This window comes from Pseudomonas sp. B21-009, from assembly GCF_024749345.1.
Lineage (GTDB): Bacteria > Pseudomonadota > Gammaproteobacteria > Pseudomonadales > Pseudomonadaceae > Aquipseudomonas.
This window is the reverse complement of sequence record NZ_CP087199.1, coordinates 4,710,546-4,737,070: the sequence shown is the minus strand read 5'-3', so window position 1 is coordinate 4,737,070 and position 26,525 is coordinate 4,710,546. Positions and strand designations below refer to the sequence as shown.

Genomic DNA, 26,525 nt, shown 5'->3' with positions numbered 1-26,525 from the left:
TGACCCGCGATAGCTATCTAGAGCGCGCTGCGCAACCGAGCCAAATCCCGCACCGGCGGCGCCCCATACAAGCGGCTGTACTCGCGGCTGAACTGCGATGGGCTTTCATAGCCCACCCGATAACCCGCCACTGCCGCCTCCAGCCCGTCATTGAGCATCAGCCGCCGCGCTTCCTGCAGGCGCAACTGCTTCTGGTACTGCAACGGGCTCATGGACGTCACTGCCTTGAACCGGTGATGCAGGGTCGAAGTACTGAGGTTGACCTCGCGCGCCAGCTCGTCGATGCGCAATGGCCTATGAAAGTGCAGGTTGAGCCATTCGATGGCCTGGCACACCCGGTGGGTCTGGCTGTTGGCCATGGCAATTTCATACAGCCGGTAACCCTGCGGCCCTCGGAGCAGCCGATAGAGAATCTCGCGCTGGATCAGCGGTGCGAGGATCGGGATGTCCTTGGGTGAATCGAGCAAACGAATCAGCCGCAGCAACGCATCGAGCAACAGCGGATCGGTCCGCTCCACATACAGCCCGCGCCCCGACGGCAAGCTCGGTACGCCCAGCGGGCCGGCATCGGCCAGCAGGTTGTTGATCTGCGCCGGGTCGATGTTCAGGCGCACGCCCAGGCTGGGGTTTTCCGGGCTGGCCTCGAGCAGTACGCCGCTGATCGGTAGTGCCACCGACACCACCATGTAATGCAACGGGTCGTACATATAGCGCTCGTCGCCCAGGCACACCTCCTTGCTGCCATGGGCCAGGATGCACAGCGCAGGCTCCGCCAGGGCCGGCATGGAGCGCACGCTTTCTTCGTAGCGCACCAGAAACAGGTCTTCAACCGCCGACTCGACGCCAGCCTGGCGTGGTGCATGGCGCTGGATGAGATCGGCCAGCTCCTGGCGCTGGCGCTCCAGGGCAGGGTCGAGGATCAAGCGGTTGGGGTCGGTAGCGGACATGGGAGCGATTCCTCGGAGAACGACTGCAGGATAGGTTTGTGCAAGCCACGGCGCTAGTCGAAAGCTGCCGCCTGCTTGCCTGATCCTGCAAGGCGCGCAGGATCAGGCAAGCGCTCGACAGGAATCGCCTAACCGCCGCGCAGGCGCGTGGCCTAACCTGTGCAGCCTGGCAATTTCATCTGGCTGCACATGGAGAAACGCTCATGACCTCGGCACAATCGGTCACCCACCTTGCTTTTATCCGCGCCAGCAGCGGTCGTTCAGACGAACTGGGCGAGCGCCTGCGTGATCTGCTGGAACCCTCGCGCCAGGCCCCCGGCTGCCTGAAATTCAGCCTGCAACGCTCCCAGGCCGACGCCGACCTGTGGCTGCTCAGCGGCTTCTGGCGCGATCAGCAATCGATGAGTGGTTACTTCGCTTCACCGACCCTCGAGCTGTTCGGCGAGTTGGTACAGGCGCGGGTGGTCGACAGCCTCGACCTGCATACCTTCGGCGAACCATCTGCAGGTTAGAATGGCGGCTTTCGGCAATTGATGTGGATTCAAGGCACATGGCACGTAAAGAGTTTTCCCAGTTCGAAGCAGTATCGGCAGCCGTGCGCGGCGACGACGGCTACCACGCCGCCATCGCCGTCAAAGCCCTGGGCGCCTCCGGGGCGCCGCGCTTTCACAAGGTCTTGCTCGAGCAGACCTTCAAGACCGCATTGGCCGCTGATGAAGCAGCCTGCGCCGAACTTGAACGCCTGCAGGGCGTCGATGACGACGCCGAGCTGGTCTGGTAACTCAGCTGTTGACCTGCGGGCGGGCCATTTTGAACAGGTTGCCCAGCTCGAAGTAATCCGCCGGGCCGCCGCCACGCAGGATCGGTTGGCCCGCAGCGGTATCGTAGATACCGTCCTTGAGCAGGTGCTCGGCGATATGCACCGCCACCACTTCACCCAGCACCAGCCAGCTAGGCACCAATGCCTGGTCGGCACTTTGCAGCTGGATGATCTGGGTCACCTTGCACTCGAACGACACCGGGCTTTCTTGCACCCGCGGCACCGCAATCACCTTTGACGCGACGGGCGTCAGCCCGCTCAGGGCGAACTCGTCGACCTGCGGCGCAACCGCAGCGCAGCTCTGGTTCATGGCCTCGGCCAGCGGCAGGGTGGCCAGGTTCCAGGCGAACTCGCCGGTCTGCTCGATGTTGTTCAGGCTGTCTTTACGCCCGACGCTGGAAAAACCAATGATCGGCGGAATGTAGTTGAAGGCGTTGAAGAAGCTGTAGGGCGCAAGGTTCAGGCGACCTTCGGCGTCCTGGGAGGAAATCCAGCCAATCGGGCGGGGGCCGACGATGGCATTGAACGGATCGTGGGGCAGGCCGTGGCCTTTTGCCGGTTCGTAGTAATACATCTGCGCTGGCCCGAAGGCCTTCCCTGTGAGTAAGCCTCTAGTGTGCCAAGGCTTGGCCTTGCTGAAAATGACTAAGCCCGGCCGAAGCCGGGCTGACTGCGTCGCAGCAGGGGTTAGCTGATGCGGTGGGCCTGGGTGCGATCGAAACCGTCTTCAGCGAATTTGGCGCCGCCAGTGCGATCGAAGCCGTCCTCGGCAAATTTGGCCGCGCCGGTGCGATCGAAACCATCTTCTGCATAAGTGGCCGACTGGCTTTGCACGGCGCTGAAGTTGTGGCCGTTGGTGCGGTCGAAGCCGTCTTCGGCGAATGCGTTGGCAGCCAGTACCGAGAAGGCCAGGGTCAGGATCAGTTTGCTTTTCATGGTCGTTGCTCCGAGGTGGTGAGGGGTTGTTTGTTTCTATGGGTTTAATGCTACGCCAATTAAATTGATTAAAAAGCGCAAAAAATAGCGTATAAAAATCGAATAACTAGATGTGTTTGGCGACAGTCCCGCCTTTATCGCGCACCTGTGGGAGCGGGCTTGACCCGCGATGCAGGCAACCCGATCTCCCATGGGTGAACAATGCCCCCCCAGGATTAATCAGTCGTTAAACCGGCCAAAACACTTTTTTCATCAGCCCACTACCGATTTTTCATCGGCGCTTGCGCAGTCTCTGCCGCACCTGACACTGGAGCGCTACCCGATGAATAAACTCCCCCAGATCACCTTGGCCTTCTGGGTCATGAAGATCTGCGCCACCACCCTCGGCGAGACCGCCGGCGACCTGCTTTCAATGACATTGAACGTGGGCTACGCCATGAGCTCGCTGATCCTGATCAGCGTGTTTCTCGCCACCCTGGTCACCCAACTGTTTTCCAGGGCCTACCACCCAGTGCTGTACTGGCTGGTAATCCTTTCCACCAGCACCGCCGGCACGACCATGTCCGACTTCATGGACCGCACGCTGGGTCTGGGCTACGCCACCGGCTCGGCGATCCTGATCGGCATTCTGTTGCTGACCTTTGCCCTCTGGCGCCTTAGCGGCAATCCGCTTAACGTCAATCACATCAAGACGCGCAAGGGCGAGCTGTTTTACTGGGTGGCGATCCTGTTCTCCAACACCCTGGGCACGGCGCTGGGCGACTACCTGGCAGACGATTCGGGCCTGGGCTTTGCCGGTGGCGCCTTGCTGATCGGCAGTGCCATTGCCCTGGTGGTAGTGGCCCGGTACTGGACCCGGCTGTCCGGCGTGGTGTTGTTCTGGATCGCCTTCGTGCTGACCCGGCCCTTTGGTGCGACCCTGGGCGACTTCCTCACCAAACCCCATGAAAAGGGCGGCCTGGACTTCGGCACGGTAGGCTCATCGGCGGTATTGGGCGGTATCTTGCTGGCGATGATCGGCCTGGCCTATTACTACAACAATCGCAATCAGCGCCAGGCACTGGCCGAGTTGTCCTGAACCGGGTCATGCAAAAAAGGGGCGTCCATTGCTGGACGCCCCTTTTCATTTACAGCGCAAAGTTGGCTGTCAGTCAGTGGTGATCCGCGAATGCTTGCGGGTGTCCTTCATGAACACATACACCAGCAACGAGCAGGCGATACAGGCAGTCACATACCAGTAGTAGCCGGTCTCCATGCCGATGCTCTTGAACCACAGCGCGACGTATTCAGCGGTACCGCCGAAGATCGACACGGTCAGGGCGTACGGCAGGCCAACGCCCAGGGCGCGGATTTCGGTCGGGAACAGCTCGGCTTTGACCACGGCGTTGATCGAGGTGTAGCCGCTGACGATGATCAGCGCCGCCATGATCAGGAAGAACGCGCCCCACCAGGTTTCGATAGTGTGCAGGGTGGTCAGGATCGGGACCGTGCACAGGGTGCCGAGCACGCCGAAGGCGATCAGGATCGGGCGTCGGCCGATCTTGTCGGAGAGGCTGCCGATGACCGGCTGCAGGCACATGAACAGGAACAGGGTGGCCGCCGAAATGGTGGTCGAGTCGGAGATGCTCATGCCCACCGTGTTCACCAGGTACTTCTGCATGTAGGTGGTGTAGGTGTAGAAGGCCAGGGTGCCGCCCATGGTTAGGCCGACCACGGTAGCCAGCTCTTTCGGATGGCGCATCAGGGTGCGCATCAGGCTTTCCTTGGACTTTTCCTTCTTGGTGAAGGAGGCGGTTTCTTCCATGCCGCGACGCAGGTACAGGGCAACCACCGCGCACAGTGCGCCGATCACGAAGGGTACGCGCCAGCCCCAGGCATACAGCTGCTCGGTGGTCAGGGTCTGCTGCAGGATGATCAGCACCGCCAGGGCGATGAGCTGGCCGGAAATCAGCGTCACGTACTGGAAGCTGGAGAAGAAGCCACGGCGTTCCTTGGTGGCCATCTCGCTGAGGTAGGTGGCGGAGGTGCCGTACTCACCGCCTACCGACAGGCCTTGCATCAGGCGGGCGATGACCAGCAATACCGGTGCGGCGACGCCGATGGTTTCATAACCCGGGGTCAGGGCAATGACCAGCGAGCCTGCGCACATCAGCAGTACCGAGGCCATCAGTGCGGCCTTGCGGCCCTTGCGGTCGGCGTAGATACCCATCAGCCAGCCGCCGATCGGGCGCATCAAAAAGCCCACGGCGAAGATCGCAGCGGTGTTGAGCAACTGGGCAGTGGTGTCGCCAGCAGGGAAGAAGGCTTTGGCGAAGTACAGGGAAAACGCGGCGTAAACGTACCAGTCGTACCATTCGACCATGTTGCCGATCGAACCGCTGAAAATCGACTTGAGTCGGCTTCGGGTGGTTTTTTCCGCGGCGGGCGCAACGGCCGCCCCGGCGGGCAGGGTGGTGGAGTTATCCATCGAAGGGACCTTCATAGTTGTTTTTGTGGAGCGCGCCGAAACGCAGCCTGCCAGGGCTATAGCAGAAGCTGTGCCAGGTGCTGGAAGCCCGGTCTAGAAGGGTTGTATGGATGTGGTGAGCGGAAATCCGCCTATTCAAACGGGTGGGTCGGCGAAAATCCGCTTATGTTGATCGGCGTTTCGATCAAGCAGGGCCGAGAAAATCTTCACGCAACAGGCCGTGGCGTTGCATCTTCTCGTTGAGGGTGCGCCGCGGCAGTTGCAGCTCTTCCATGACCGCCTTGATCTCGCCCTTGTGCCGGCTCAAGGCGGCGCGCAGGCACTGGGCCTCGAAGGCCTCCTGCTGGGCGGCCAGCGACTGCCCGGCTTCGATGGGCGCCGCTGCCGGCTCGCCCAGGCCCAGGGCATGGCGTTCGGCGGCGTTGGCCAGTTCACGGACGTTGCCCGGCCAGTCGTGCCCCAGCAGCTTGCCCAGGTGCGCGCCACTGAGTAGCGGCGCACTGCGGCCAACGCGCTCGGCGGCCAGGCGGGCGAAGTGGTTGAACAGCAGCGGAATGTCTTCACGGCGCTCGCGCAACGGCGCCAGGCGCAATTCGGCGACGTTCAGGCGGTAAGCGAGGTCTTCGCGAAAGCGTCCGGCGCGGGCCTCTTCGAGCAGGTCGGGCTTGGTTGCGGCGATGATCCGCAGGTCGACGCTGATGCTCTGGTTGGCGCCCAGGCGTTCGAGCTTCTGCTCCTGCAGCACGCGCAGCAGCTTGGCCTGCTGGGCCAGCGGCATGCTTTCGATTTCGTCGAGGAACACCGTGCCGCCGTTGGCGTATTCAAGCTTGCCGATGCGCTTGCCCTGGGCGCCGGTGAAGGCGCCGCTTTCATGGCCGAACAGCTCGGCCTCGAACAGTTGCTCGGGGATTGCCGCGCAGTTGAGGGCAACGAAAGGCTTGCCGGCGCGCGGGCCGAAGTCGTGCAGGCAGCGTGCGACCTGCTCCTTGCCGCTGCCGGTTTCGCCGCGAATCAGCACATTGACCGGCAGGCTGGCGAGGTCCAGCACCTGCTTGCGCAACTGCTGCATGCCCTGGGACACACCCAGCAGGTTCGCCTCCAGGCGCACCTTGAAATCGGCCTGCTCATGCAGGCGGCGGTTCTCCAGCACCAGCTGGCGTTTTTCCAGGGCGCGGCGCAGGCTGCCGAGCAGGGCTTCGGGGCTGAAGGGTTTTTCCAGAAAGTCGTAGGCGCCGTTGCGCATGGCCTCGACCGCCATCGGCACATCGCCGTGCCCGGTGAGCAGGATCACCGGCAGGTCGGCATCGCTGGCCTGCAGCTTTCCAAGCAACTGCAGGCCGTCCATGCCGGGCATGCGCACGTCACTGAGGACCACCCCGGGGAAGTGCCCGGGCAACTGCTTGAGGCAGTCTTCGGCGCGGCTGAACAGTTGCACGTTGAAGCCCGACAGGCTCAGCCACTGCTCTACGGCGGTGCGGATGCTGGCTTCATCATCGACGACCATTACTGAGTTCAACATGCAGGTTCCGGGTCCATAGGCAGGGTCAGGCTGAAACGGGCGCCGCCGGGCTGGTTTTCAACCTGCAGGCGGCCACCGGCTTCGTGAATGATGCCATAGGAAATCGCCAGGCCCAGGCCCAATCCTTCGCCCACCGGCTTGGTGGTGAAGAACGGGTCGAAGACACTGCCCAGGTGTTCGGCGGGGATACCGCCGCCGCTGTCGAGTACGCTCAGGCGCCAGTGCTCCTGCTCGGCATCGATGCGCACCTCAAGGCGTTTGTAGCTCTTTTCGGCCATGGCATCCAGGGCGTTGCGCAGCAGGTTGATCAGCACCTGCTCAAGGCGGATCGCATCGCCGCGCACCCAGGCCGGGCGGGCCAGGTACAGGGCGACGCTGACGTCTTCGGCGCGGATCCGCGCATCGAGCAACTGCAGTGCCTGGTCGACCACGGTGGCCAGGTCCAGGCGTTCGCGCAGGCCGCTGGGGCTGTTGCGGGCGAAGGTCTTCAGGTGCCCGGTGAGCGCCGCCATGCGCGTCAGCATCTGCTCCAGCGGCTCCAGGGCCTGGCGCGCTTCGTCCAGGCGCTGGTTGTCGAGCAGCAGGCGCAGGGTTGCCAGTTGCATGCGCTGGGTGGTCAAGGGTTGGTTGATTTCGTGGGCCAGGGCCGCCGACATCTGCCCCAGCGCCGCCAGTTTGGCCGATTGCACCAGGCCTTCCTGGGCGGTGCGCAGGTCGCGGGTGCGGGCCTCGACCAGGCGTTCGAGCTCTTCGCGGCTGCGTTGGCGCAAGCGCGCCAGGCGCAGGCGCTGGCTGATGAACAACAGGGCGAACACCAGGCTTAGCCACACGGCAGCGGCGGCCAGCGCGGCGTTGCGCCCGTCATCGCTGACCTGCGGCTTGCGCAGCAGGTGCAGGGTCCAGCCTTCGGCCTCCAGCGGCAGGCTTTCCCACAGGTAATCGGTGCTGCCCTCGGGGCCCTGCACGCGCATCAGGTGGCTGTTGGCGTCGAAGCTGCTGAGGATATGGTGCTGCAATGGCACCAGCGGTTGCTTGTCGTACTGGCGGGTAGCGGCCAGTTCCGCGCGGTCGGCGCTGCTCAACGGTTGCAGTTCGCGGTAGCGCCAGCCGTCCTGGTTGGCGATGAAGATGATCCCGCGGGCGTCGCTGACCAAGAGGATATCGCTGCCCTGGCGCCATTCGCGCTCAAGCTCGGGGAACTCCAGCTTGACCACCATGGCGCCGAGAAAGCGGCTGTTTTCATCATGCACGGCACTGGACAAGAAATACCCCGGCACGCCGCTGGTCACGCCCACCGCATAGAAGCGGCCGCTACCCTGGCTGCGGGTCTGCTTGAAGTACGGGCGAAAGCCATAGTTGGAGCCGACATAGGTGCTGGGCAGGCGCCAGTTGCTGGCGGCCACGGCCAGGCCGGTGCGGTCGAGCAGCTCCAGGGTCGAGGAATTGGCCGCGCCGTTGATGCGTTCCAGTTTGCGGTTCAGGGCGTCCTGCACCGGGCCTGCGACTGGCCCGCGCAAGGCGCTGATCAGTTCCGGGTCGAGTGCCAGCACGGCGGGCAAGGCGCGGTAGCGCTCGATCAGGGTGTGCAGCGACGTGGCATACAGCCCCAGTTGCTCATTGGCCCGGCGGGCATCCTCGACCATCGACTGGCGCTTGGCATGGTGCATGGCCCAGCCTGCGGTCAGCAGGGTACCGGCAAGGATGAAGAACAGAATCAGGCCCAGACGCAGGGCGCGAAAGGAAGAAGGCATGGTGCAAGTCCCGGCAGTGGGGAAGGCCTCCTGGCCTTCCCTTGGAGCATGGCAACGTTGTTACAGCAGCTCGAAGCTCTGTTGTTGCACGGCCTGCGAATCGAGGCCGACCTGGACCCGGAACTCGCCCGGTTCCGCCGCCCATTGCAGCTGGCCGTTGTAGAACTTCAGGTCGTCGGCGTTGATGGTGAAGCGCAGGGTGCGTTCTTCGCCAGCCTTGAGCATGACTTTCTGGAAGTTCTTCAGCTCCTTGACCGGGCGGCTCATGGACGCGGTGACGTCCTGCAGGTACAGCTGCACCACGGTTTCGCCATCACGCTTGCCGGTGTTCTTGACCACGATGCTGGCTTCCAGGTCCTGGCCCTGTTTGACCGTCTTGCTCGAAAGCTTCAGGTTCGCCAGGCTGAAGTCGCTGTAGCTCAGGCCGTAGCCGAAGGGGTACAGCGGGCCGTTTGGCTCTTCGAAGTACTGCGAGGTGTAGTTGCCTGGCTTGCCTGGGGTGAACGGGCGGCCGATGCTCAGGTGGTTGTAGTACATCGGGATCTGCCCGACCGAGCGCGGGAAGGTGATCGCCAGCTTGCCCGACGGGTTGTAGTCGCCGAACAGCACGTCGGCAATGGCGTTGCCGCCTTCGGTGCCGCTGAACCAGGTTTCCAGAATCGCATCGGCCTGCTCGCGTTCCCAGGCCAGCGACAGCGGCCGACCGTTCATCAGCACCAGCACCAGCGGTTTGCCGGTGGCTTTCAGGGCCTTGATCAGCTCGCGCTGGGCGGCGGGGATTTCCAGGGTGGTGCGGCTGGACGATTCGTGGGACATGCCACGGGACTCGCCCACCACCGCCACCACCACGTCGGACTGCCTGGCAGCCTTGACCGCTTCATCGATCAGCACCGCGGCAGGGCGCGGATCGTCGATGATTTCCGGGGCATCGAAGTTGAGGAAGTTCAGGTAGTCGAGGATGGCCTTGTCGTGGGTGACGTTGGAGCCTTTGGCGTAGATCACCTTGGCCTTGTCACCGAGCGCCTGGCGCATGCCTTCGCGCACAGTGATCGATTGCTGCGGGCGGCCGGCGGCGGCCCAGCTGCCCATCATGTCGATCGGGGCATCGGCCAGCGGGCCGACCAGGGCGATGGTGCCGGCTTTTGCCAGCGGCAGGGTCTGCTGGCGGTTTTCCAGCAAGACCAGGCTGCGGCGCGCAACGTCACGGGCCTCGGCGCGGTGCAGGCGGCTGTCGGCATAGGTGTCGGCCGGGTCGTCGCTGGCCTTGCCGATGCGCCGGTAGGGGTCTTCGAACAGGCCCATGTCGTACTTGGCGCCGAGCACTTCGCGCACGGCGTTGTCGATATCGGCCTGCTGGATTTCACCGGCCTTGAGCAGGCTGGCCAGCTCTTCGCCGTACAGCGAGTCGTTCATGCTCAGGTCGATGCCGGCCTTGATCGCCAGCTTGGCGGCTTCGCGGCCATCGCGGGCTACACCGTGACGCACCAGCTCGGTGATCGCCCCGTGGTCGCTGACGGTCACGCCCTTGAAGCCCCAGTCCTTGCGCAGCAGGTCGTTCATCAACCAGGTGTTGGAGGTCGCCGGCACGCCGTTGATCGAGTTCAGCGCCACCATGACCCCGCCGGCGCCGGCATCGATGGCGGCGCGGTAGGGTGGCAGGTAGTCGTTGAACATCTTGCTCGGGCTCATGTCGACCGTGTTGTAGTCGCGCCCGCCTTCCACCGCGCCGTACAGGGCGAAGTGCTTGACCGCGGCCATCAGGCTGGTTGCCGCCGCCGGGCTCGGGCCCTGGAAGGATTCGACCATCACCTTGGAGATGCGCGAGACCAGGTAGGTGTCTTCGCCAAAGCCTTCGCTGGTGCGACCCCAGCGCGGGTCGCGGGCGATATCGACCATCGGTGCGAAGGTCATGTCGATGCCGTCGGAGGCGGCCTCGGCGGCGGACACCCGGCCAACCTTGGCGATCGCTTCCATGTCCCAGCTGGCGGCCAGGCCCAGGCTGATCGGGAAGATCGTGCGGTGGCCGTGGATCACGTCGTAGGCGAAGAACATCGGGATTTTCAGCCGGCTCTTGGCGGCGGCGTCCTGCATCGGCCGGTTTTCTGCGCGGGTGATCGAGTTGAAGGTGCCGCCGATGCGGCCGGCGGCGATTTCCTTGCGGATCATCTCGCGGGGCATTTCCGGGCCGATGCTGATCAGGCGCAACTGGCCGATCTTTTCATCCAGGGTCATCTGCTTGATCAGGTTGGCGATGAACGCCTGCTTGTCCTGCAGCGGGGCGGCAGAGGTGTCGGCAAAGGCCGATTGACTGGCCAGGCTGACAACCAGACCCAGCAAACACAGCTTGTTCATGAATTCTGTTCTCAAGGCTTGCGGCAGTATTCACGGTGATACTGCCCAGCCGAAGTTGGGGAAGCGGCTATTGTTGTAGTTTGCTGGGGCATCTTTTAGCCGATTGGGCGATCCCGATCCAGCGGCGACGACGGATTATGCCTCAAGTCCGGTGAATCACGGCGATCAAGGAGCGTAGCGACATGCAGGTAATTCAATTCAAGGGCGTACGCCTGTGGCTGCTGCTGATGCTTGGCAGCCTGCTGGCCGGTTGCGGGATCAACAACATCCCCAACTACGACGAGCAGGTAAAGGCCGCCTGGGCTCAGGTGCAGAACCAGTACCAGCGCCGCGCCGACCTGATTCCCAACCTGGTCGAAACGGTCAAAGGCTACGCCAGGCAGGAGCAGGAAACCCTGACCGCGGTCATAGAAGCCCGGGCCAAGGCGACCTCGATCCAGGTCGATGCCAGTACGCTGGACGATCCACAAAAGTTGCAACAATTTCAGCAGGCGCAGTCGCAGCTGACCGGGGCTTTGAGCCGCTTGATGGTGGTGTCCGAGCGTTACCCGGACCTCAAGTCGAACCAGAACTTCCTGGCCTTGCAGTCGCAACTGGAAGGCACCGAGAACCGCATCGCCGTGGCGCGCAAGGATTTCATCGCCGCCGTGCAGCGCTACAACACCGAGATTCGCACCTTTCCCGGGCGCCTCTGGCACAGCGTAATGTACAGCGACCTGCCGATCCGCGAGAACTTCGAGGCCACCAGCGCCGATGCCGAAAAAGCGCCTGAAGTGAAATTCTGATGCGCCTGTTCAAGCTCGCGCTGCTGCTGGCGCTGCTGATCGCCACGCCGCTGCGCGCCGAGCTCAGCTTCCCGGCGCTGAGCGGGCGGGTGGTGGACAACGCCGGCCTGCTCGACGGTGCCAGCCGCAGCCAGCTCGACAACATGCTCAAGGCCCATGAGCAGGGCACCGGCGAACAGGTCGTGGTGGTGACCCTGGCCGACCTGCAGGGGCAGAGCATCGAAGACTACGGCTACCAGCTCGGCCGTCACTGGGGCATTGGCCAGAAAGGCAAGGACAACGGCGCGCTGTTGATCGTCGCCCCCCAGGAGCGCAAGCTGCGCATCGAAGTCGGCTATGGCCTGGAAGAGCGCCTGACCGATGCGCAGTCGTCGGTGATCATCAACCGCATCATCACCCCGGCGTTTCGTCGTGGCGAGTACAGTCAGGGCATCGTCCAGGGCACGGCGGCGATACTCCAGGTGCTGGGCGGCAACCCCTTGGCCGAGCCTTCGCGGGCGCTGGGCAACGATGGCCAGGACGGTGCGCCGGCCTGGGGCATCGGTTTGTTCATCCTGCTGATCCTGGTGGTGTTCGCCCTGCAGTCGCTGGGCCTTGGCGGCAGCGGGCGCGGCGGCATGGGTGGCGGTTTCGGCGGTGGCTACGGCGGCGGTGGTTTTGGCGGCGGCGGTGGCGGCGGGGGCTTCAGCGGTGGCGGGGGCAGCTTCGGCGGCGGTGGGTCGTCGGGGGGCTGGTAAATGAACAACAACGGGTAGCGCAGCGCATGACTTTGCTCACTGAACAACAACAGCGCCAGGTCGCTGAAGCCATTGCCCGGGTCGAGCGGCATACTGATGCCGAACTGGTCACGGTGCTGGCCAGCCGCGCCGACGACTATGCCTATATCCCCTTGCTGTGGGCCAGCCTGCTGGCTCTGGTGGTGCCGGGCGTCGTCCATTACCTCAGCGGCTGGATGAGCGTGCACAGTTTGCTGATCGTGCAGTGGCTGACCTTTATTGCCTTGTGCCTGCTGTTTCGCATCCCGTCGCTGACCACCCGCCTGATTCCGCGCTCGGTGCGCCACTGGCGCGCGGCGAACCTGGCCCGCCGGCAGTTTCTCGAGCAGAACTTGCACCACACCGTGGGTGGCACCGGCATGCTGATCTTTGTCAGCGAGGCCGAGCGCTATGTCGAGATACTCGTCGATGAAGGCATCTCCCGGCACCTGGACAACAAGGTCTGGGACGCGATCGTCAAGCGCTTTACCGTACAGGTGCGCCAGGGCCAGACACTGCAGGGGTTCGTCAGTTGCATCGAGGCCTGCGGCGAGCTGCTGCGCACCCATGTGCCGCAGACTCACGAGCGCAACGAGCTGCCGAACCGCCTGGTGGTGCTCGGTTAGCCGCGGCGACATCGGTCGACAAAAGCTGTGCAGGGAAAGCGCATCCACGTAAAATTCCCGGCACTGCGCATCCCTGCGCCCCCTCCGCAACCCGAGGCAGCCTTTCCCGATGTCCGATTCCCCCACCGCCCAGGCCGCGCCGGATGCGCGTGCGCAGTTTCTGAGCCTGCTCGCCACCAGCCTGGAACAGAATGCCCTGATCAAGCTGGTGCTGGCGCGCCATGTCGGCAACGAAGAAACCCTGCAGCGCATCATCGCCAAGCCGCTGACGGTCAAGGGCCAGGCTTGCGTGTCGTTCGTCTACCGCTACAAGACCCGCGACATCACCCGCAACCTGGGCAACGATGAAGCCCTGGCGCTGGTCGATGAGCTGCTGCCGGCGTCGTTTCGCAACGCCCATCTGCTCAGCCTCAGCGACGAAGCGCAGCTGGAATTCAGCAAGAAGGGCAAGCCGATGCTCCATCGCAGCGCCGTGCAGCAGGCGCGCCAGGCGACGGCCGGGGAGCATGACCGCGAGAAAAAGCGCTACCTGGAGCTGAGCCGGCCGTTCTTGCACGACCTGGGCGTGACCGACAAGCAGCAGGCGCTGATCCCGGCGATGTCGCGCAAGTGGAAGCAGATCAACAAGTTCATCGAAGTGTTTTCCCATGCCCTGAATTCGGCGCCGCTGGCCGCCGACCAGACGCTGCGGGTGGCCGACTTCGGCTCGGGCAAGGGCTACCTGACTTTCGCCATCCACGATTACCTGCGCAATACCCTGCAGCGCGAGGCGCAGGTTACCGGCGTCGAACTGCGCGCGGACATGGTCGAGCTGTGCAACGCCGCGGCCTCGCGCCTGGAGCACCCGGGCCTGGTGTTCGAATGCGGTGACGTGCGCAGCGTGGTACCCAGCGCCATCGAGGTGATGATCGCCTTGCATGCCTGCGATATCGCCACCGATTACGCGATTCATACCGGCATTCGTTGCGGCGCGGCGATCATCATGTGCTCGCCGTGCTGCCACAAGCAGATCCGCCCGCAACTGCACAGCCCAGGCTTGCTCAAGCCGATGCTGCAGTACGGATTGCACCTGGGCCAGCAGGCCGAGATGCTCACCGACAGCTTGCGCGCCTTGTACCTGGAAGCCTGCGGTTACGAAACCAAGGTTTTCGAGTTCATTTCCCTGGAGCACACCAACAAGAACAAGATGATCCTGGCGGTCAAGCGCCAGGCACCGGTTGAGGCTTCAGCATTGTTGGAGAAGATCCAGCAGCTCAAGGAGTTTTACGGGGTCAAGGAGCATTGCCTGGAGACCTTGTTGCGCGCCGATGGCTTGATTCCTGCTTGAATCATCGCGGGGCAAGTCGAGGCGTCAGCCCAGGCCCCGCACAGGCGCAGGCTGCACCCGGGTCTTGCGCCCCAGCACCACCGTGGCAATCACCCCGGCGGCAAACAGCCAGGTAATCGGCTCGACCTGCTCGCCAAAGAACAGCGCCGAAAAGGCGATGGTGAAGAAGATCTGCAGCAGCTGGATCTGGCTTACCCGGGCAATGCCGCCCAAGGCCAGCCCGGCGTACCAGGCAAAGAAGCCGATGAACTGCGAAAACAGCGACACATAGCCGAACGCCCACCAGGCCTTGGCACTTACCGGCCCCTGGTGCTGCAGGGCCAGGTAGATCACCGGTCCGAGCAACAGCGGCGCCGACAGCACCAGCGCCCAGCAGATCACCTGCCAACCGCCCATTTCCCGCGCCAGCCGGCCGCCTTCGGCATACCCCAGGCCGCCCACGGCAATCGCCGCGAGCATCAGCAGGTCGCCGGCCTGGATCTGCCCGGCGCCCATGATCATCGCGTAGGCCAGCACCAGCGCACTGCCCAGCGCGGCGCAGGCCCAGAAGGCTTTCGATGGCCGCTCATGGGACAACCAGGCGGCGTACACCGCCACGCATAAAGGCTGCAGGCCGTTGACCAGTGCTCCGTGGGACGCCGGCACGCTTTGCATGGCCCAGGCCGAGAACACCGGAAAGCCGAGGATCACCCCCAGAGCCACCAGGCTCAGGCCCTTGATCTGCGCCCAGGTTGGCCATTTTTCCCGGCGCCAGAGCAGCAGCGCCGCAGCCGGGATCGCCGCCAGCAAGGCCCGCCCCAGGCCGTTGAGCAAGGGGTGTAGCTCCTGCACGACGATGCGCGTCATGGGCAGGGTCAGGCTGAAAATAATCACACCGAGAAGGCCAAGGGCCATCCCGGTGTTTTCGCGGCTGGACATACGGAGCGCCTGTGGCAGATAAGTGCTTTCATTGAGCCACAGGGCGGACGGATGATCTTGTTACAGTTGCTGACAAGTTCATCCGTACAGTTGCCTCAGAAGAAGCGGGTGATGCTGACCTTGGCGTTCCGGCCCTGGCTGTAGGCGTACTCGCCACTGAGCTCGGAGCGGTAGTCCTTGTTGAACAGGTTGTCCACCGTCAGGTTCACCTCGGTGCCTTTCAGGTAAGGCTGCTGCGGCTTCCAGTTGGCGAACAGGCCATGGATCTGATAGTCGTCGTTGGCATAGTGGTCGTAATAGCGATCACCCAGGGCGCTGGCCGGGCCTTCGCGGTAGTTGTCGCTCGGCAGGCGGTCGGTCTTGCGCACGAACTGCGCCTGCCAGCCGACCTTGGCGTCCCAGCTGGGGATCTTCACACCCAGGGTGGTGATCCATTTCGGTGCCGGAATGTCCTTGGCCCAGACGTCCGGCCCCCAAGGGTTGGTGTAGGCGCCTTCATGGCGGCCGGTCATCCACGAGTAGGACACCGAACCGAACAGGTAGGTCGAGTCGTAGAAGCTTTCGACCTCGAAGCCCTTGATGGTCACACCCTTGAGGTTGCGGTAGTTGGACATCAGGCCTTTACCGCAGGCGTCGGAGATGCTTTCGCCCTTGGCCAGCTGTGCTTCGCAGCCGATGCCGGTGGCCTTGAAGATCTCGTCCTTGATCTCGTTACGAAACAGCGTGGTGCGGATCTGCATGCTGTCGTCAGCGGTGAAGACGTTGGCAAAGTCGGTGACGTTACCGGCACGCAGGGCGGTGATGCGTTCCGGGTCGAGGTTGCGGCTGCTGGCGGTGCGGCTGCCGATGCCCTGGACTTCGTATTGCTCATCAAGCACCGGAGCGCGCCAGGTCTTGCTGTAGTCGGCAAAGAAGGCGGTGTTGGCGGTGGCTTTCCAGAACACTGACAGGCGTGGCGACCAACCGGTGTAGGTTTTTTCGCTGTAGTCGTGGCCATTCTCGGCAACGTTGTAGTACGGCGCCTGGTTCGGCTTGCCCTTGTTGGCAACATGGTCGTAGCGCAGCGACGGGGTGATGGTCACGTCACCGAGGGTGATGGCGTCCTGGATGAAATAGCCCTGGCTGTCGACGGTGCCGCTGGGCATGAAGTACGGCTGGTAGTGGCCGTTGTTGTACTTGGGAATCTCGTAGCTTTTGCCGGGCATCCACATCTGTGTGTCACGGTCGTGGTGGCGGATCTGAAAGCCGCTGGTGAAGGCGTGCTCCAGCGGGCCGGTGGTAAACAGGCTGGTGTTGCGCACATCGAGCATCTGGTCCTGGTATTCGGTGTCCATCTTGCGCCCGCCGGTGGACGGCTGGAAGAACGCCGTGGCATCGCGCTCGTCGGTCTGCTTGGTGTCGGACTCGGAGTATTTGACCTGCAGGTCGATCAGCGGGTTGTTCACCGGCTGGTACTTGTAGGTGGTTGACCAGGTGGTGTCGGTGGTCGTGCGATTGGCCAGGAAGCGCTTGAGGGCATCCTTGTAGCCGAACCTTTTGATGTCCGACTGGGTCGGCGGCGTCGGGTAGGCGGTGGAAGAGAACGGCGCCCAGCGCTCACTTTCCGAGCGTGACCAGGAGAAGCCCAGGCTGTGCTCGTCGGTAAAGTGCATGTTGGCCTTGAGCAGCGCGCCGTCCAGGTCCAGGGCACTGTTGGGCAGGCGCTGGGGGTTGATCGGGTAGCGGCCCTCGGGGTCGGGCAGGGTACCGGCCAGTTTCATGTCATCGCCGTCACGCTTGGTCAGGTACACCAGGGCGTCCATGCGGCCATCGTCGGTGCGACCGAACAATGCCGAGCTGTAGACCTGCTGATGGTCGTTGCTGGCATAACCATACTTGAGCATGGCGCCGCTGTTGCGACCTTCCTGGAGCAGGTCGGGGGCGTCCTTGGTGGTCATGTTGACGCTGCCGCCGAAGCCGCCGTTGCCGGTGTAGATCGAGTGCGGGCCCTTTTCTACTTCGATGTTCTTGATCAGCTCCGGCTCGATGAAGATGGTGCCTTGCTGATAGCGCTCAAAGCCGCTCTTGGTCGCGCCGTCGACGGTCATCGGCACGTCTTCGGCATCGCCCAGGCCCCAGATGTTGATGGTCTGGCCGCCGGGCTTGGCCGAACCGCCCATGTTCACCCCGGGCAGGGTCGCGAGCACGCTGGGGATGTTGCTCGGCTGATAGCGGTCGATGTCTTCCTGGGTCAGGGTCGAGCGGCCGACGGTGCTCGGGTCGACCTGCTGGCCGTTACCCACCACGCTCACCGCGCCAAGCTGGATGCTGTTGTCGGCGGTAGCATCGTTGTCTTCACGCAGGCGCACCACATAGGTGTTGCCGACCTTGACCAGGGCAAAGCGGCTGTTGTGCAGCAACTGGCTGATTGCTTCGAGCGGTTCGTAAGCACCTTGCAAGGCCGGGGCCTGGACGCTGTTGAGCAAGGATTCGTCAAACAGCAGTTGCAGCTTGGCCTGCTGCGCCAGCTGGCTCAGCGACGTCGCCAGCGGCTGCGCCGGCAGGTTCAGTTGCACCGGTGCGGCCTGGGCCTGCAGGCTCAGGGCCAGGCACGCGGCCAGCAGCGAAGGACGAACAGACAACGGCTTGAAAGGAGCAAACGCACGCAAGATAAAACCCCCCAATACGGCAACAAAGGCCAGAAAAGGCCTGCAGTGATTACGCAGACGGGAGGAAGACGCAGGGCTGCGGAAAACCCTCACATGCGAATGAAAAATATTCTCAAATTACTGTTTGCGTTCGATCCGCACCCGACCGTCGGCAAGGTTCACCGCCTTGATCGGCAGCAGCACTGGCAGCGCAGTGAGCAGGGCGTCAGGGTCGTTGACGTCGAGATTGCCCGAGACCTTGTAGCGGCCCAACGAGGGATCGGCGAGCAGCACCGGTGCCGTACGGTAAAGCGACAGTTCGTCGATCAGGCTGGCCAGTTCGCGGTTGCGAAAACTCACGTGGCCGCTGCGCCAGTCGGCGATTTCTGCAGCGCTCAGGTTGTGCACGTTGAGGCTGCCGCGGGCCAGGTCATAAACCGCTCGCTGGCCGGCGCTCAATAGCAGCGGCGGGCGATTCTCGCCGGGGGTTTCCAGCGCTACCTGGCCGTGGGCGACGCTGAGCACCAGCTCCTGCTGGCCACGGCGCAGGTCGAAACCGGTACCCACCACGCGTACCCGGGCGTTGCCGGCATCGACGAACAGCGGCCGCTCCTTGTCGGGTGCCACTTCGATGTACAGCTGGCCCTGGTCGAGGCGAATCAGCCGGCGTTCGTTGTCAAAACTCAGGCTCAGCCGGGTGCGGGCGTTGACGTCCAGCTGGCTGCCATCGGGCAGGGCCAGGTGTTGTGGGCGTTCGCTCTGCGCGGCCAGTTGTTGCTGGTGATGGCGGTTCGGCAGGCCCAGGTTGGCCGCCAGCAGCGCACACACCAGCCCGGCGGCGATGGCCAGGGCCGGGCGCCAGCGCAACGGTTGGCGGCTGGGCAGGGCGACCGGTTTGTTCAGGCTCTTGAGCGCAGCCAGGTCGTCCCAGAGCTGTTCGAACTGGGCATAGGCGCGGGCATGCTCGGGGTTTTGCAGCCACTGGGCGAAGGCCTTGCGGGCTGCGCGCGAGTTGTCGTTGCGGTTACGGGTAAACCAGCTGGCCGCCTGGGCATCGATGCTGCGCTTATCGATTTCAGGAGTGGGGGTCATTCTGGCTGCTCCATGCCGTTGTCACTGTCCAGGCGATGCTTGCAATGCAGCAGGGCCGCGGCGATGTGCTTTTCCACCATGCTTACGGAAATGCCCATGCGCGTGCTGATCTGCGCCTGCGTCAAACCTTCAAAGCGGTGCAGCATAAGGGCTTCGCGGCGGCGCGGCGAGAGTTCCGCGAGGACAAGTTTCAATTGTTCCAGGCGTTGTTGCTGCTGGGCATGCTTGAGCGGGTCGCTGGCGGTGCCGGCCGGTGTCTGTTCGCTGGCCTGGGCATCCTCGTCGAGCACGCTGTGGCGCACCTTCTGCCGACGCCAGTGATCGCTGAGCAGGTTGCGCGCCATCTGGAACAGGAACGCCCGTGGTTGCTCGACCCGCGCCCGGTCGCGATAGCCCAGCCACTGGGTGAACACGTCCTGGGTCATGTCTGCCGCATCGTTGGCATTGTCCATGCGCTTGCGCAAAAAATGCAGGATGTCGGCATAGAACCCGCGGCAGGTGTCGTGGGCAAAAGGGTCGGGTTTGGGGCGCGGCATGCAAGCTTTCCAGGACGGACCGGAGAGAAAGGTTGCGAATGGTATCGAGAATAATTGTTATTTACCATGCCTGTTTTTGTCGCCGCTCAATGCCGCTTGCGGATCGGCACCGGCACCGGCACTTGCAGCCCGGGCGCTCCCAGCGGGTGGCTGCTGGCATCGAAGAAGTGCAATTGCAGCGCGGGCATATCGGCAAAGCGCTGCACGTAGTGCTGCTTCTGGCTGATGATCGAGGCTGCGCTTAACGGCCGGATGGCGATGGCCAGGTGCGCCGGGCGCGCCTGCTTGATCGCCTCCAGCAGGTGGCGGTCGGTGCTGTCCAGGTGCTGGCCGAAAATGCACAGGCCGCCTTGATGGCCGGCCAGTTCACCGAGCGCCCAGCTTAAATAATCGGAACTGCGGATGGCCTTGAGCTTGTCGTCGCTGCTGCTTTCGTTGACGAACAGCGGCACATCACCGGGGGTGTTGACGGCAAAGCCGTCGAGTAACTGGCCGTCGCTGGCGCTGCGCTGGCGGGTGCTGCCGTCCTGCTGCTTGAGCAGGTGCAGGCCGCCGTGCAGGTACAGCAGGCGCGTGCCCGGGCCGCGAGTGCGGCGGATATCGAAGTTGCCGTCTTCGTCGAACAACTGCTGGAAACCTTCCGGCTTCTGGCTGGCGGCCCAATGGCAGATCAGGTCGTAGTTGCTGGAGTAGACGCTCTGGTAGTTGCCCAGCTCGCGGTTGATCTGTTGCAAGGTCTGGCTTGGCAGCATGCGCCAGGGGATGTGCACGCTGCGGATGGCGTGGATCAGCGCTTCCTTGATCGCGTAGTAGCGGTTCAGCGGCGCCGAGGAACTGATCGCCAGCGCGGCGTTGATCCGCACCGTGGTGTTCAGGGCACTGAGCACCGGTTCGAACAGCTCGCTGCCCAGCGACTTGAACAGCGCCTGATCGCTCAGGTTCAGGGGCTTGTGCCGCACCCGCTGGGCCTCCTCGAACAGCGAGAAGTAGCTGAACGGCCGCCACAGTGCACGGCTGGCGCCATTGCCCAGCAGCAGGCCGCTGCAGGGGTGACTGGCGTTCAGGTCTGGCCAGTGGTTGAGGCTGGCGTCGAGGTCGGCGTGGGGCATCGGGCATCTCTGTGGCAGGGCAGGCAATCGCCGGCGACTTTAGCATGCAACCGGTCTGTCATCAGCGTTGGCGACTATGCTGGATTCGCTGCGCAGCAAAGGAAGCCTGAAGATGTTCAAAACCGTTAAACATGCATGTTGCCTGGCGCTATTGCCGCTTGCGGGGTTCGCCGAGGCCGGGCCGGGCAGTGAATTGGCCAGGGCGCAGGGCATTGCCTACCCGGCGGTGATCGCCCATCGCGGCGCCTCGTATGATGCACCGGAGTCCACGGCGCCGGCCTACCGGCTGGCACGGGAGCTGGGCGCTGATTACCTGGAGCTGGACCTGCAACGCTCCAGCGACGGCGTGCTGGTTGCTGTGCATGACGATAACCTGCTGCGCACCAGCGACGTGGCCGAGCGCTTTCCCGAACGCCAGGACCAGCCGGTGAGTGCCTTCACCCTGGCCGAGCTGAAATCCCTGGACGTCGGCAGCTGGTTCAACAAGGCCTACCCCGATCGCGCCCGGGCAAGCTTCAAGGGTTTGAAAATCCAGACCCTCGATGAAGTCATGGACATCGCCGCGGCCAACCCGCAACGCCAGCCCGGCTTGTACATCGAAACCAAGGTGCCGAACCTGTTTCCCGGTATCGAAGCCGACCTGAACAAAGCCCTGCAGGCCCGTGGCTGGCTCGAGCGGCCGGGCAGGGTGGTGCTGCAGAGCTTTGACCGCAACAGCCTGGCGCTGCTGCACCAGCAAATGCCCCAGGTGCCCAAGGTGCTGTTGCTGTGGATCGGCAAGGGCAGCATCGAGCCCGCCTCGCAGCAGACCTTCGCCGAATCCGGTGAAGCCGACAAGGCCGCCTTCTATGCCCGTCAGCAACCCCGGGACAAGGCCGAGTTCGTGCGCTGGCTGGATTACGCCAAGGCCGCCGGCGCCATCGGCACCGGACCGTCGGCGGCGCTGGCCGGGGGCGGCGCGCAGAGTTACGCCGACCTGGTGCAGCCGTGGATGAACCAGCTCAGCCACGACAAGGGCCTGCTGGTGCACGTGTACACCGTCGATGAACCGGTGGATTTTCGCCAGGTGCTGGAGGCGGGTGTGGACGGCATCTTCAGCAACCGCAGCGGCCAGCTGCTGCGCTATCTGGGCCGCCCCAGTGCCCGCAGCGAGGCGCAGATCCTGCGTGCCGAGGGCTACTGAGAGGCTGGCTGGCGCCGCGCGGCTGCCGTAGACTTCGCGCCTTGCACGGACTTTCAGGACACTGCCCCGATGACTTTTTCGCTGCTGCTCGCGGTAATCGCTTCCGGTTTTATCTACGGTATTACCCCGGGCCCCGGCGTGCTGGCGGTGCTCGGCATTGGCGCCACCCGCGGGCGCCGCGCCGGCGCGGGGTTTCTTTGCGGGCACTTGCTCGGCGATGTGCTGTGGTGCAGTACCGCGTTGGTGGCGATCGTCGGTGCCCGGCAAATCGGCAGTTCGGTGTTCGACATCCTCGGTGTGATCAGCGGCCTGTACCTGTTCTGGCTGGGCATGCGCGCCTTGCGCAGCCGCCCGGGCAGTGGCGACGGCGAGCAGGGGCCGGTGCGCAAGCCGTTCTGGCATGGCGTGGTATTTGGCCTGACCAACCCCAAGGCCTACCCGGTGGCGGTGGCGACGTTCACCGCCTTGCTCTCGAGCCGCGCCGAAGCGCTGGACTGGTCGATGCTGCCAGCCTTGATCGCCCTGAGCTTTGTTGGCGGCTTGCTGGCCTACCTGATTCTGATCGGCGTGGTCGGTGCCCGTCATGTGCGCACCCTGTACACCCGCTACGAGCTGTGGATCACCCGCGCCTGCGGGGTGATGTTCATTGGCTTTGCCGTCAATGCCCTGGCCCACGCCTTGCCAGGGCTGCTGCCGCGCAACAGCTGAGGGCTGGCAGAAGGCCGCACAGGTATGTGAGAATGATATGAATTCCTATTCATGTCTGTCTTCCACGCCGGACCTTCATGACTTCGCTCTCCATGCCCTGGACCGCCGCTGCTCCGGCCCTGCAGGCGGTCGTCGACGATCTGCTGGCCAATTACAGCGACCTGCGCCGTTACCTGTGTGGCCGCCTGCGCAACCCGGATGATGCCGCCGACATTGCCCAGTCAAGCTTTGCCCAGGCTTACGCCCATGCTCTGAACGCGCCGGTGGTCAACGCCCGGGCGTTACTGTTCCAGGCCGCGCGCAATCTGTGCATCGATCAGTACCGGCGGCGCAGCAACGAGCTGGCGGCGCTGGAAGACTGGCTGGCCCGCGTCGATGTGCTGAGCCCTAGCGTCGAAGACATCATCATCGCCCGCGAGCAGTTGCAGCAATTGATCGAGCGTATCGAGCGCATGCCGCGCCTGCGCCGCGAGGTGTTCGTCCGTGTGCGTCTGCACGGCCAGCCCCATCGCCAGGTATGTGCTGAACTTGAGCTGTCGGCCAAGGCCGTAGAGCTGCACATCGCCCGGGCGGTGTTCGATTTGTCCGAGCTGAGCCTGGCGGCACGGCATGTCTGAGTCGTCGCCGGTTTCTCCACGCAAGGTGCAGCAAGCCCTGACCTACCTGGCCGCGCTGAACAGCGACGACCCGCAGCGGGTGCAGCAGACACGTGGCCAGCTGGAGCGTTGGCGCGGCAAAAGCAGTGAGCACGAACGGGCCTGGCAGGAGGCCGAACAACGCTGGCAACTGGTGCATCGGCTGACCCCGCAACTGCGCACGGCGGTAACGCCGGAGCCGGTTAATCTCAGTCGTCGGCGTCTGCTGCGCCAGGGCGGCGGCTTGCTGGTGGCGGTGGCCGGGGCCAGTTGGCTGGGCTGGTTGTGGCGGCGTGCGCCGCAGTTCGATCGCTTGCTGCAAACCGTGCATGCCGAGCCGCCGCGGCAGGAGATTCTGCCCGATGGCAGCCAATTGTTGCTGGCGGCCGAAACCAGCTTGCGCATCGAGTACAGCAACGGCTTGCGCCAGGTGCGCCTGCTGCAGGGCAATGTCTATTTCGATGTGGCGCGCGAGCGCATGCGACCGTTTCTGATCAGCACCCGCCTGGGCGAGGTAGAAGTGCTGGGCACGGCCTTCAGCGTCAGCGATCGCGGTGGCGAGATTCAGGTCGCGGTGGCTCGCGGGCGGGTCGAGGTGCGTGGCCTGCGTGAGGGCTCGCAGGTGTTGCAGGCGGGTGAGCGCATCAACCTCGACGCATACGGGCGCCTGCTCGCACGCAGGGCTGATGTGCATGCTGCAGCGAGTCTTGAGCATTGGCAGCGGGGCTGGTGGTCGTTTACCGATACGCCGCTGGCCGAGGTAATCGCCGAGGTCAACGCCTATGCCCTGCAACCGGTGACCCTCGCGGCTAGCGCCGCCCAGTTGCACCTGACCGGTAGCTTCCCCAGCAACCAGCCGGAAATGCTCCTGCAGGCGCTGCCGAAAATCCTCCCGGTGAGCCTGGTCAACCAGGGGCAGCAGCGCACCCTGCAACGGCGCTGAAAATAATTTTGAGGGGTAACGCCGAGGTGGCCCGTCTTCATCGCTGAACCCACCTCTGCAAGGACAGATCATGTCGCTTCCCCATGCCCGCCCGGCACACCCTGTGGCTTTTCCCGGCACCCTGCGTCGATTGGCGCTGGCCTGTGCCCTGGGCAGCGCCAGCCTGTTGCCGTTGAGCGCGGCCCATGCCGGCGCCCTGGCTGCCGATGCGCAGGCCTTGAGCCTGAACCTGCCGGGCCAGTCCCTGGAAGCCGCGGTGCATGCCCTGGCCCGCGAAGCCGGGGTGGCCATCGCCGCCGACAGCCAGCTGCTGGCTGGCCGTAGTGCCCCGGCCTTGCAGGGTCGGTTCACCTTGCAGCAGGCCTTGCAGCGCTTGCTGGCCAACAGTGGCCTGGTGGCCAGCGAAGAGAACGGCGTGATCATTCTGCGCAGCCTCGACAGCGATGGCGCCCTGACCCTTGGCGAGCTGAACATCAACGCCAACAGCAACGCCAACGGCATCCCCGAGGCCTACAGCGGTGGCCAGGTCGCCCGTGGCGCGCGGCTGGGCATGCTGGGCAATCGCGAGGTGATGGAGACGCCGTTCAACGTCACCGCCTACACCGCCCAGCACATGGAAAACCAGCAAAGCGGCACGGTTGGCGCGGTGCTGCGCAACGACCCGTCGATCCGCTTCAGTACCGGCGAAGGCCACGCCTACGAGAACTTCATGATTCGTGGCTACTCCCTCGATTCCACCGAGCTTGCGCTGAACGGCCTGTACGGCCTGGCCCCGGACGGCCACGTGGCGACCGAGTTTCTGGAACGTGTCGAGGTGCTCAAGGGCCCCGGCGCCTTGCTCAACGGCATGGCGCCCAACGGCGGTGTCGGCGGGGTGATCAACCTGGTGCCCAAGCGCGCCGGCGAAGCACCGTTGACGCGCCTGACCAGCAGCTACGTGTCCGACGGTTATGTCGCCAACCATATCGACCTGGGCCGACGCCTGGGCGATGAACAGCGTTTCGGCATCCGCTTCAACGGCGTCTACGGCAGCGGCGAAACCGGTGTCGACCAGCAGTCCAAGGACCGCACCCTGGCGTCGCTGGGCATGGACTATCGCGGCGATGGCTGGAAGCTCGAGCTGGACGCTTACGAAAGCCATGAAAAGCTCGAAGACGGCAGCCCGATGATGGCCGGCTTCAGCAAGCTGGGGCATGTCACCAAGGCGCCGAAACCGGACACCAACATCCTCGACGGCATCTCCGCCAAGCAAGTCAGCAAGGCCGTGGTGCTGCGCGGCGAATACGACCTCAACGACGACTGGACCGCCTACGCCAGCGTCGGCAGCGCCCGCACCCGCTACAAGGGCTTTCTCAACGGCACCCGGGTGATCGTCACCGGCGCCAACGGCGATGCCAGCGGCGAGACCTACAACCAGGCCGGCTACACTCACAGCCTGTCCACCGAAGCCGGGGTACGTGGCAACTTCGTCACCGGCCCGGTGAACCACCAGGTGGTGTTGAGCACCACTTTGCTGCACCAGGACATCGGCCGCGCCGCCACCGTCACCAGCAAGAAATACGTGACCAACATCTACCACCCGGGCAAGCCGATCATTGCCGGCGATATCGGCTCCAGCGACAAGACCGGCGACAACACCCTGTCCAGCTTCGCCGTCGCCGACACCCTGGGCTTTATCGACGACAAGGTGCTGCTGACCCTGGGCGTGCGCTCGCAACGGGTGCGGCAGAAGATGAGCAACCCGGCCTACGACGAACGCGCCCTGACCCCGGCCCTGGGCCTGGTGCTCAAGCCCTGGGACGCGCCGGTGTCGCTGTACGCCAACTACATCGAAGGCCTGACCCAGGGCGGCATGGTCACCGATCTTGCCGCTGCCAACTACGGCGAGCAGTTCGCCCCGTACAAGGCCAAGCAGATGGAGGCCGGGGTCAAGTGGGACCTGGGCGACTTCACCCACACCCTCAGCGTGTTCCAGATCGAGAAGCCGAGCATGCTTCTGGACCGCGCCAGCAACCGTTACACCGACGATGGCGAGCAGCGTAACCGTGGCGTGGAATGGAACCTGTTCGGCTCGCTGACCCCGAGTGTGCGTCTGCTCGGTGGCGTCACCTACACCCGCGCCGAACTGACCCGCACCGCTGGCGGCAGCTTTGATGGCAACACCGCCCGTGGCGTGCCGGCCTGGTCGGCCAACCTCGGCGCCGAGTGGGACACCCCCTGGATCGAGGGCCTGACCCTGACCGCGCTGGGCATCCACAGCAGCTCGCAATACCTCGATAGCGCCAACGACCTGAAGATCCCGCAATGGACCCGCTATGACCTCGGCAGTCGCTACAGCACGCGTATCCTCAGCAAGGACGTGGTACTGCGCGCAAGCCTGGAGAACGTCGAGAACCGCGCCTACTGGGCCGGAGTGTTCAACGACGGTTACGCCACGGTCAGCGAGCCGCGCACGCTGAAACTCTCCGCCAGCATCGATTTCTGAGGTG

General features: G+C 64.1%; 23 protein-coding genes and 1 pseudogene. 12 read left to right on the top strand and 12 right to left on the bottom strand.

What is annotated here, in order from left to right:
* Nucleotides 1–17: 17 nt before the first annotated feature.
* Nucleotides 18–947 carry an AraC family transcriptional regulator gene (locus LOY34_RS21820; RefSeq protein ID WP_195884922.1) on the bottom strand — a complete coding sequence of 310 codons (930 nt, stop codon included), beginning with the start codon at nucleotides 945–947 and terminating at the stop codon, nucleotides 18–20.
* Nucleotides 948–1,150: 203 nt separating this feature from the next.
* Here LOY34_RS21820 and LOY34_RS21815 point away from each other — a divergent pair, with 203 nt between their 5' ends.
* On the top strand, nucleotides 1,151–1,459 hold the full coding sequence (locus tag LOY34_RS21815) for an antibiotic biosynthesis monooxygenase family protein (RefSeq protein ID WP_045197535.1): 309 nt from the start codon (nucleotides 1,151–1,153) through the stop codon (nucleotides 1,457–1,459).
* Nucleotides 1,460–1,497: 38 nt separating this feature from the next.
* Entirely contained in the window at nucleotides 1,498–1,728 is a 231-nt protein-coding gene (locus LOY34_RS21810) for a hypothetical protein (protein WP_195884921.1), read from the top strand.
* A gap of 1 nt (nucleotide 1,729) precedes the next feature.
* Here LOY34_RS21810 and LOY34_RS21805 read toward each other — a convergent pair whose 3' ends face one another.
* On the bottom strand, nucleotides 1,730–2,341 hold the full coding sequence (locus LOY34_RS21805) for a flavin reductase family protein (RefSeq protein WP_195884920.1): 612 nt from the start codon (nucleotides 2,339–2,341) through the stop codon (nucleotides 1,730–1,732).
* Between the two features lie 116 nt (nucleotides 2,342–2,457).
* Nucleotides 2,458–2,703, bottom strand: a pseudogene (locus tag LOY34_RS21800) (hypothetical protein); the annotation flags it as partial.
* A gap of 322 nt (nucleotides 2,704–3,025) precedes the next feature.
* On the opposite strand from LOY34_RS21800, the gene LOY34_RS21795 reads away from it, so the two are divergent.
* On the top strand, nucleotides 3,026–3,781 hold the full coding sequence (locus LOY34_RS21795) for a hypothetical protein (RefSeq protein ID WP_195884919.1): 756 nt from the start codon (nucleotides 3,026–3,028) through the stop codon (nucleotides 3,779–3,781).
* Between the two features lie 69 nt (nucleotides 3,782–3,850).
* Here LOY34_RS21795 and LOY34_RS21790 read toward each other — a convergent pair whose 3' ends face one another.
* The 4 genes from LOY34_RS21790 to bglX all read right to left on the bottom strand — a co-directional run bounded on the left by LOY34_RS21790 (nucleotide 3,851) and on the right by bglX (nucleotide 10,792).
* Entirely contained in the window at nucleotides 3,851–5,170 is a 1,320-nt protein-coding gene (locus LOY34_RS21790) for an MFS transporter (protein ID WP_045197546.1), read from the bottom strand.
* Nucleotides 5,171–5,354: 184 nt separating this feature from the next.
* The gene (locus tag LOY34_RS21785) at nucleotides 5,355–6,689 is read right to left on the bottom strand and encodes a sigma-54 dependent transcriptional regulator (protein ID WP_195884918.1); all 1,335 of its coding nucleotides are present in this window, start codon (nucleotides 6,687–6,689) and stop codon (nucleotides 5,355–5,357) included.
* Nucleotides 6,683–8,440, bottom strand: a complete 1,758-nt coding sequence (locus LOY34_RS21780; RefSeq protein ID WP_093379981.1) for an ATP-binding protein — start codon at nucleotides 8,438–8,440, stop codon at nucleotides 6,683–6,685. The genes LOY34_RS21785 and LOY34_RS21780 overlap by 7 nt, the downstream gene beginning before the upstream one ends.
* A gap of 60 nt (nucleotides 8,441–8,500) precedes the next feature.
* Nucleotides 8,501–10,792 carry a beta-glucosidase BglX gene (gene bglX / locus LOY34_RS21775; RefSeq protein ID WP_195884917.1) on the bottom strand — a complete coding sequence of 764 codons (2,292 nt, stop codon included), beginning with the start codon at nucleotides 10,790–10,792 and terminating at the stop codon, nucleotides 8,501–8,503.
* A 182-nt stretch (nucleotides 10,793–10,974) separates the two neighbouring features.
* Here bglX and LOY34_RS21770 point away from each other — a divergent pair, with 182 nt between their 5' ends.
* From LOY34_RS21770 to LOY34_RS21755, 4 genes are all read left to right on the top strand, one after another.
* Entirely contained in the window at nucleotides 10,975–11,577 is a 603-nt protein-coding gene (locus LOY34_RS21770) for a LemA family protein (protein ID WP_045197554.1), read from the top strand.
* Nucleotides 11,577–12,314, top strand: a complete 738-nt coding sequence (locus LOY34_RS21765) for a YgcG family protein (RefSeq protein ID WP_093379987.1) — start codon at nucleotides 11,577–11,579, stop codon at nucleotides 12,312–12,314. Before LOY34_RS21770 ends, LOY34_RS21765 begins: the two co-directional genes overlap by 1 nt.
* Nucleotides 12,315–12,340: 26 nt before the next feature.
* On the top strand, nucleotides 12,341–12,958 hold the full coding sequence (locus tag LOY34_RS21760; RefSeq protein WP_045197558.1) for a TPM domain-containing protein: 618 nt from the start codon (nucleotides 12,341–12,343) through the stop codon (nucleotides 12,956–12,958).
* A 109-nt stretch (nucleotides 12,959–13,067) separates the two neighbouring features.
* Nucleotides 13,068–14,285, top strand: coding sequence for an SAM-dependent methyltransferase (locus tag LOY34_RS21755; RefSeq protein WP_258664029.1), 1,218 nt, complete (start codon nucleotides 13,068–13,070; stop codon nucleotides 14,283–14,285).
* Between the two features lie 24 nt (nucleotides 14,286–14,309).
* On the opposite strand, the gene LOY34_RS21750 is transcribed toward LOY34_RS21755, so the two are convergent.
* From LOY34_RS21750 to LOY34_RS21730, 5 genes are all read right to left on the bottom strand, one after another.
* Nucleotides 14,310–15,203: a DMT family transporter gene (locus LOY34_RS21750; RefSeq protein WP_045197562.1), complete on the bottom strand. Its 894-nt coding sequence runs from the start codon at nucleotides 15,201–15,203 to the stop codon at nucleotides 14,310–14,312.
* 95 nt (nucleotides 15,204–15,298) lie between these two features.
* Complete coding sequence (locus tag LOY34_RS21745) at nucleotides 15,299–17,854, bottom strand: TonB-dependent hemoglobin/transferrin/lactoferrin family receptor (protein WP_408980917.1); 2,556 nt, start codon at nucleotides 17,852–17,854, stop codon at nucleotides 15,299–15,301.
* A gap of 114 nt (nucleotides 17,855–17,968) precedes the next feature.
* Nucleotides 17,969–18,922, bottom strand: a complete 954-nt coding sequence (locus LOY34_RS21740; protein ID WP_195884914.1) for a FecR domain-containing protein — start codon at nucleotides 18,920–18,922, stop codon at nucleotides 17,969–17,971.
* Nucleotides 18,919–19,458, bottom strand: coding sequence for an RNA polymerase sigma factor (locus LOY34_RS21735; protein WP_093379999.1), 540 nt, complete (start codon nucleotides 19,456–19,458; stop codon nucleotides 18,919–18,921). The genes LOY34_RS21740 and LOY34_RS21735 overlap by 4 nt, the downstream gene beginning before the upstream one ends.
* An 86-nt stretch (nucleotides 19,459–19,544) precedes the next feature.
* A complete protein-coding gene (locus LOY34_RS21730; RefSeq protein ID WP_195884913.1) occupies nucleotides 19,545–20,567 on the bottom strand; it encodes a DUF4917 family protein in 1,023 nt (340 codons plus the stop codon).
* Nucleotides 20,568–20,679: 112 nt separating this feature from the next.
* Here LOY34_RS21730 and LOY34_RS21725 point away from each other — a divergent pair, with 112 nt between their 5' ends.
* From LOY34_RS21725 to LOY34_RS21705, 5 genes are all read left to right on the top strand, one after another.
* Nucleotides 20,680–21,750 carry a glycerophosphodiester phosphodiesterase gene (locus LOY34_RS21725; RefSeq protein WP_195884912.1) on the top strand — a complete coding sequence of 357 codons (1,071 nt, stop codon included), beginning with the start codon at nucleotides 20,680–20,682 and terminating at the stop codon, nucleotides 21,748–21,750.
* 69 nt (nucleotides 21,751–21,819) lie between these two features.
* On the top strand, nucleotides 21,820–22,458 hold the full coding sequence (locus tag LOY34_RS21720; protein ID WP_045197570.1) for a LysE family translocator: 639 nt from the start codon (nucleotides 21,820–21,822) through the stop codon (nucleotides 22,456–22,458).
* Between the two features lie 77 nt (nucleotides 22,459–22,535).
* Nucleotides 22,536–23,075, top strand: coding sequence for an RNA polymerase sigma factor (locus LOY34_RS21715; protein WP_195884911.1), 540 nt, complete (start codon nucleotides 22,536–22,538; stop codon nucleotides 23,073–23,075).
* Entirely contained in the window at nucleotides 23,068–24,036 is a 969-nt protein-coding gene (locus LOY34_RS21710) for a FecR domain-containing protein (RefSeq protein WP_195884910.1), read from the top strand. The genes LOY34_RS21715 and LOY34_RS21710 overlap by 8 nt, the downstream gene beginning before the upstream one ends.
* Before the next feature lie 70 nt (nucleotides 24,037–24,106).
* Complete coding sequence (locus LOY34_RS21705; protein WP_195884909.1) at nucleotides 24,107–26,521, top strand: TonB-dependent receptor; 2,415 nt, start codon at nucleotides 24,107–24,109, stop codon at nucleotides 26,519–26,521.
* Nucleotides 26,522–26,525: the final 4 nt, after the last annotated feature.